This window comes from Oleiphilus sp. HI0123 (assembly GCF_001635315.1).
In genome coordinates this window covers 1-6651 of sequence record NZ_LWGE01001118.1, presented here as the reverse complement: position 1 = coordinate 6651, position 6651 = coordinate 1, and the positions used below count along the sequence as shown (strand labels likewise).

6 protein-coding genes are annotated in these 6651 nt (G+C 42.6%); 2 read left to right on the top strand and 4 right to left on the bottom strand.

Going from position 1 to position 6651, the window contains the following annotated elements; all coding sequences use genetic code 11:
- On the top strand, positions 1-223 hold a 223-nt coding region (locus tag A3761_RS28545; protein ID WP_231881210.1), incomplete at its 5' end, for a hypothetical protein.
- Between the two features lie 577 nt (positions 224-800).
- On the opposite strand, the gene A3761_RS11440 is transcribed toward A3761_RS28545, so the two are convergent.
- Together A3761_RS11440 and A3761_RS11435 are read right to left on the bottom strand one after the other, a co-directional pair.
- Positions 801-1811 (bottom strand): hypothetical protein, encoded by a 1011-nt coding sequence (locus tag A3761_RS11440; protein ID WP_068507793.1) that lies wholly within the window; start codon positions 1809-1811, stop codon positions 801-803.
- 18 nt (positions 1812-1829) lie between these two features.
- The gene (locus A3761_RS11435; protein ID WP_068507791.1) at positions 1830-3236 is read right to left on the bottom strand and encodes a putative solute-binding protein; all 1407 of its coding nucleotides are present in this window, start codon (positions 3234-3236) and stop codon (positions 1830-1832) included.
- Positions 3237-3745: 509 nt separating this feature from the next.
- Between A3761_RS11435 and A3761_RS11430 the strand changes: the two genes are divergently transcribed.
- Entirely contained in the window at positions 3746-4546 is an 801-nt protein-coding gene (locus A3761_RS11430; RefSeq protein ID WP_068507789.1) for a hypothetical protein, read from the top strand.
- A 79-nt stretch (positions 4547-4625) separates the two neighbouring features.
- Here A3761_RS11430 and A3761_RS11425 read toward each other — a convergent pair whose 3' ends face one another.
- Positions 4626-5975 (bottom strand): DEAD/DEAH box helicase, encoded by a 1350-nt coding sequence (locus A3761_RS11425; protein ID WP_068553317.1) that lies wholly within the window; start codon positions 5973-5975, stop codon positions 4626-4628.
- 126 nt (positions 5976-6101) lie between these two features.
- Positions 6102-6651: ABC transporter substrate-binding protein (locus A3761_RS11420; RefSeq protein WP_068750237.1), on the bottom strand; the 550-nt coding region annotated here is incomplete at its 5' end.

Below are 6651 nucleotides of genomic sequence, written 5' to 3'. Positions count from 1 at the left end.
GATCATAAGAATGGTTTTTACAAAGAAGATAAGTATTCCTGCATTGGCAATATCAGTCATAGCTTTATGTATCTCTCTCTTCCAGGTTGTTAGGGCTGAAATGAATAATCAAGAACTGAAAAGCCATGTATGCAAACCATATCTTGCAGCAAAGGAAACTGGTGAACTAGGTAAAGACGTTTTCTTCGATGACAACACTATTAATTTGTGTGAGAAAAACTAACGGAAAACTTGAGAATACTATATATTCCGTTGCAACCATCTTTGAATTAGCTATCCCGACTTTGTTGCCATAGATGGATTGGCCGCGCGATGGTCTCGTGTCAATATTAAAATCAAACTTGATGATATGAAGAGGAACGGGGCGTTACTAGTATAAATTATTTGCTCTTCCTGCGTTTAGATTTTCTTTTATGAAGGCTCATTAATGACGTTAAATCATCCAAATATTCTCGTAAATTGACCATTTAGATCTTTAAAAGGTCCAAATTACTCGGACACTATGTCCATCTACAAAGTTCATCGTTTGTACGGTTTTATGGTGTAGAGGTCAATACTCACTTAGGGCTTCGTAGCCCAGTAATTACGGTATATTGCTTAAACTTGCCATTTAGTTATGATGATCTTAATATTCAATTTTTTGGAAGGCAAGATACGGCAAGGGTAGGGCGGTTTAACCAACAATCAACAACTTACGAGTCTATTTTGACATGGTAGAGGTCGGCAGTTCGAATCTGCCTAGTCCTACCAATTTCCCTATTCGCTCCTTATTTTTATAGTTGTGGCATGTCGCGATCGTTCTAGCGATTTAAAAATACAAATTTTGGATAGCCTCCAAGTGCATAGCTAACCTCGTAAGTTGCTTCACCATTCAATTGCGATATTTCTAAACAAGGCCTCGGGAGAGATAGGTCGCAATCACCGTTGCTCAATATGTAATCTTTGTACGCTTGTATTGTAGTTGTCTGGAATAGGGAGTGGCGACCTGATAGATTTTGTTTGGGGAGTGTGAAGCTGCAGCAGTAAAAGGATAGCTCAGCGTTGGAGCTATTGTTTTTTGCTTCAGCGCAATATTTAACTGCGTGTTTTGGCGTTAGGTCTATTAACCTTGCAACCGGGTAGAATGTAGCGTTTGCAGAATCAGCGCTGTTATTCTTCACAACCTTAAGCTCTAAAGACACATTAATAGATTGTGGAATAAATATACCATGCGGCTTAAGTTGGTCTGCTAGGTTTGCCGTTATTTCTACTTGAGGCTCATGCTCAAGAGACTTCTGCATTGTTTCGCTGATGATAATGTCGAGTGTATCAGGGTGCTGGTATTCACAGGCATTAGCGTTGACAAGGTGACTGGAATACTTCGTTAATTCAAAGGCCTGTAATAGGCGTTCAACACTGTCAAGCGATTCTTGATGGATATCTAAAAAGTATGGTTCTATTTCATCAGAGCAAAACTGAGTTAGTAGCGGTAGTAGGAGCGTTGCGTAGGGCCCGCAGCCAGCGTAAAGAATTTTTATTGGCTGATCGATAGAGTTGGCTAATGTATCGCTTATAGCGGCATTGACAGCCTGAATGAAGGTTATGCTGCGCTGATGATCAAGTGTGCACTGAGCTGCTGCTTCCGAGCAAATAGCTAAGCCTTGAGGGAGGTATGAATCACTCGCCCATGCATCGAAGGCAGGAGATGCTGTTATACCGCCAAGATCACTACAGACCTTTGCATAGTCCTCTAAGGCTTTTGTTTTGTATGAATATGGCGACGACTTATCCAGGATAGCCTTCGTTATTTCTTCTAATTTGGAGCGGTTCATCGTTTGCTCTATTGCCGCTTAGATCCAGCCAAATAGAAAGTCCCATAAACTCCATGACTCTTTTTTCTCAAGCTCATTTTTTGCTTGTTCAAGTACGATGCGTTCTTGTTCTAAGGCTTTCTTTTCTTCTTCTAGCTTGAGTTTTTCTTGCGCTATTCGTTGTTCTTCAATACGGCGCTCTTCCTCAAGTCGTGCTTGTTCTTGCTGTTGCTGGGCTAGAAGCTGCTTTTCCTCTTCAAGCTTGCGTTGCTCTTGTTCTTTTTGCTCTTGAAGCCGCTTCTCTTCTTCTGCTCTTTGTTTAGCTAAGCGTTCAGCTTCAGCTTTTTTTGCGTGAGCGATGCGCTCGGCTTCGAGCTTCTTTTTAGCAGCTGCGTCTGCTTGGGCCTTTTGCTTCTCTATGTTGTTCTTTTTGACGCGTTTGCTAACCACCTTGGGCGGTGCTTTGCATTCGCCACGAGAAGGGTCTAGACGGCAGCGAATTTTCCAGAATAACTTCAGTGCGGTAGGGTTGTTGATCTGATCGTCTTGTAAGGCAAGTCTAATGCGTTTACTGAAGTGATCAATCTCATCCTTTACGAATTGATTAGTTTTAATCCAGTAGTGCTTGGGGATTTCCTCTTCGGCATCAACTACCATTTTGTTCATCGCTTTCATTCGTGTCAGCATGTAGTTTCGCATTTTATTCCCGAAATCCTCAGGGAACTGATCACGACGAGCAATGGTTTGAAGCATTCCGTAATATAGCCGGTAATCAATAATTCCTCCTTTATCTGCAAGACCCTCGTAAAGCTCAAAGGTGTTGTAGGCAAGAGCGGGCATGATCACAATATCAACTTCGCCGGTTTTAAATTTATCTGCAAAGTTTGATAGTGTTACCGTGACAGGTTTGGACTTAGATAAACTTGCAAATTTATACATTTGCGGATCATTATTCAAAATCGCAATCTTTTGACCAGAAAATTCGTCAATTGTGTCAATCGAGCGGTCTTTAACAAAGGCATACATCGAACCAACAGGGAAGGTTGTTACAACCTCATAATTGTTTTCGATCATCAGCTTGCCAGCCCTAGAGCGGCTTAGCGTAGCGATAGCAAGCTCAAGCCCTTTCTCTGAGTTAATTGCTCCAATTGCGTCCATTGTGCCGGCAAACTTAACAAACTGGCGCGACAGGATGCTCGTAAGAACGGCAGCCTCGCAGTTGCCAGCCTTAAATTGCTTAACAACATCGGTTTCTTCGGTGTAGGCGACAAATTTGAGCTTTAATCCCCAGGCTTGAGCTCGTGGAATAACGTCGGAATAAAATGTCATCACTGGGCCACTTCGGCCAACAGGATCCCAAACGCAGAACGTTTTAGATTCTAAAGAAAAAGCAGAGCTACTGAACAGGCTTATCAAGATGCAAAGAAATATAGAGAAGAGCTTCATACAGCACACCTCTGCTGAAGAGCTGGGCGGTATATATATGAATTCATGTGGCTGTTGAAAAAAAGCTGGCCAGTGAAATGACTAAATAGTCGAGTAGTCATTCGTATTCATCCTTGTTTAGAGCGTATTGTGGTGCATTATTTTTTGCTGGCAAAGCCTATCATAGTCCTTGGCTAGATAGGGTGAATCAGATAACAAAAATTATAATTAGGGGCAGAAAGGCTTGAATTGCTATCAACGTCCATGCTTTTGCAATTATATAGAAAATCCAGATGTTTCGTTTTATTGTCGAATTGTAAAATATTGTACGATATATGCTCAATTTACTGGTCGTGTTGATAAAGCTATGTTCTCATCTATATTAATAGAAACATTACGCAACATTGGTTCACGTATTACTCCCGCAGTTTGTTGCAAGCTTTAGACAATCGCTATGGTGATTTAGCTTGTCTTTAAGTAGTTGGAATACAGGTTCGTGCGAGAGAAAATGATGATAGGCGGGTAAAAATATGTACGCGACTCAACAAACAGAAAAAACGCGTCTAGGTGATATTCTTTTAGATAAAGGCCTAATAAACGAAACGCAGTTGAATGAAGCAATTGCTTCTCAGCAAGGCACTGATCTGCCCTTGGGTCAGATTCTCGTCGATAAAGGCTGGTTGAGTCGTAGACAGATTGACCAAGCTCTTAAAGTACAGAGTAAATTACGTAGCGCCATTGTTTCTTCGATTATTAGTTTATCTCCCTTGGCTTTGGTTGGTTGTGGCTCAGCAGCGACCTCTGACGAAGAACCTGTAGAAATTCAGCAAGTTGAAGAGCCTGGTGGGCAAGAGGCTCAGGGGAACAGTGAAGAGGCTTCCAACGATTCTTCAGATAATTCAAGCGATGCTGGAGATACTGGCGGCTCAGTAGTCGGTGGACAAGATGACAGTGGCTCTGACGACCAGCAAGCGGGCAGTGGGGAAAGTCAAAGCGGGTCGAGTGATTCTAGCGGTAGTGACAACGAAGGTTCTTCTGACGCTACTGACGGGCAGGAGCAAGAAGCGTCTCTCGGCGCTATAGAATTTAGCTGGGCTTATCCAAGTCAGCGAGCGGATGGTTCAGATTTCGAAGTTTACGAAATACAGGGCTTTAGAATCTATCAAGTTGCTGGTAACGGTGAGGTTGATACTGTTCATGAGGTCGATGGTCTAGATACCTCATATATTGTTACTGAGCTGGCCGATGGTGATTATCATTTTGCAATTACCGTTGTAGATACTGACGGCCTCGAAAGCGACTTATCCGACTCTATTTCTGTAACAATCTAATCGTCTTTTTTCAATAAAGCTCAGATTACCTGGATCTGAGCTTTTTAAGTTCTTTCAAAACAATTCTTAGTGGCTACGGCTACTTTTGTTTCCATATATCCTTGTTACTTGACTGGCTGCTTGACTGATTTCCGCGGGATTGCTTTTGAGTAGGGCGTCTTTTTGCTCTTCTAGGCTTATTTTTATCGGAGTCGGTCTTCGCCTGATTGCCGTGCTGCTCGGCTTTTGGCTTTTTGGGTTTCTTGGGCTTTTTTGCTTTGATCGGACGAGTATCTAGCTGGGATTCGGGTAGGGAGTGCACAGGTTCGAAGCCTTCGACCGTTCTACGTTGAATCACTTGTTTAGTTAACCGTTCAATACCTTTGAGTTCTTTAAATTCATCGGCACAAACCAAAGATATCGCTAAACCATCCGACCCCGCGCGGCCGGTTCTACCTATTCTGTGCACGTAATCTTCAGATACGTGAGGTAGCTCAAAGTTAACAACCTGAGGTAGCTGATCTATATCGATGCCGCGTGCTGCAATATCAGTCGCAACTAAAACTTGAATGACACCAGACTTAAACTCTTGTAGGGCTCGAGTTCGGGCACCTTGACTTTTATTGCCGTGAATCGCGGCAGCTTTGATACCTGCCCCTTCGAGAACTCTTGTTAGGCGGTTTGATCCATGTTTGGTACGACAAAAAACCAAAGTTTGTTGCCAGTTTTCTTCCTTAATCAATTGGCATAAAAGTTTTGATTTTCTATTTTTATCGACTGGGTATATCCACTGCTCAATTGTTTTTGCTGTTGTATTACTGGGACTAACTGAGACCTCAACGGGGTTATGTGTAAACTCTCTTGAGAGCATCTTGATTTCGTCTGAAAAGGTGGCTGAGAATAATAGGCTTTGCCTTTTCTTTGGAAGCAAGGAAATAATTTTCCGAATATCCCTTATAAAGCCCATATCTAGCATTCTGTCAGCTTCATCGAGAACAAGGATTTCGAGGTCTTCAAATTTCACTGCATTTTGAGAGTGTAGGTCGAGAAGACGTCCCGGAGTGGCTACAAGTATATCGAGACCTTTACGTAGCAGCATCATCTGAGGGTTAATCTTGACGCCACCGTAGACAACAGAAGAACGTAGAGGAAGGTGTTTCGAATACTGCTCAACACTTACGGCAATTTGTGCTGCGAGTTCTCTGGTTGGGGCGAGGATAACTGCACGAACTCGATTACCTTTTGGTTTTTCGCCTTTAACGAGACGATCTAGGATGGGCAATGTAAAACCAGCAGTTTTCCCTGTGCCGGTTTGTGCTGCTGCTAAAAGGTCATGGCCGGCAAGTACTTCAGGTATAGCTTTTTCTTGTATAGGGGATGGGGTTTTATACCCTAATTCTTCAATAGCTTTTAATAGTGGAAGCGAAAGACCTAAAGACTCGAAACTCATAAACTGCTCAACTGTAGGGGCTGTACAATAACAATACAGCCAAAATAAGGAGAGCGAGCTTATAGGATTCTAGTGGTTGGCGCTAGTATTGTTTTTGAGCGATAGCTGTTCACGATGTTTAAGAAATCAAGGCATAAACTCCTGATTGATCTTGTCGATCGAGCCATCCCGGTACATCTGTTTAAGATGTTTGCGAATGTTTTTAATCACTGCAGGCGAAATCGATAGGTTGCAGCCGATTGCTCTAAGATGTGTAAAAAAATCTAATGCAGATTTCTTAATTTCGATGTTCTCAGTGTGGGATATGTAGTGTGCCGCTACCGCGTCTGTTTCCCAAAAGTCTATACGGCCTGCTCTTAATTTATGAATATTTGCGGAATTCTTTGCAACGATCTCTACCTCAAAACCCATGCCTTTAAGATATGCGCCACTCGCGCTGCCCAAGTGGCTGCCTATGCGATACGGTTGGGCATCCATTAAGGTGATGATCTTTCGATCCAAGTGCTGATCTATTGTTTGAAACAAACCATTTCTTGAGATCAAAATGGGGCTAATCCAGGTAAACTTTACCTCACGTTCTTGATTTCGTTCGATCGGGAGTACGCAGGTGTTGGGTGTCTTCTCTGCAAAGATTAGAGCTCGCTTTTTAGGCATCAAATAAAAATCATACTCCATG

Excerpts from the sequence above, each read along its gene's own strand:
- A3761_RS11440 (WP_068507793.1), bottom strand. The coding sequence starts at position 1,811 with ATGAACCGCTCCAAATTAGAAGAAATAACGAAGGCTATCCTGGATAAG.
- A3761_RS11435 (WP_068507791.1), bottom strand. The coding sequence starts at position 3,236 with ATGAAGCTCTTCTCTATATTTCTTTGCATCTTGATAAGCCTGTTCAGT.
- A3761_RS11430 (WP_068507789.1), top strand. The coding sequence starts at position 3,746 with ATGTACGCGACTCAACAAACAGAAAAAACGCGTCTAGGTGATATTCTT.
- A3761_RS11425 (WP_068553317.1), bottom strand. The coding sequence starts at position 5,975 with ATGAGTTTCGAGTCTTTAGGTCTTTCGCTTCCACTATTAAAAGCTATT.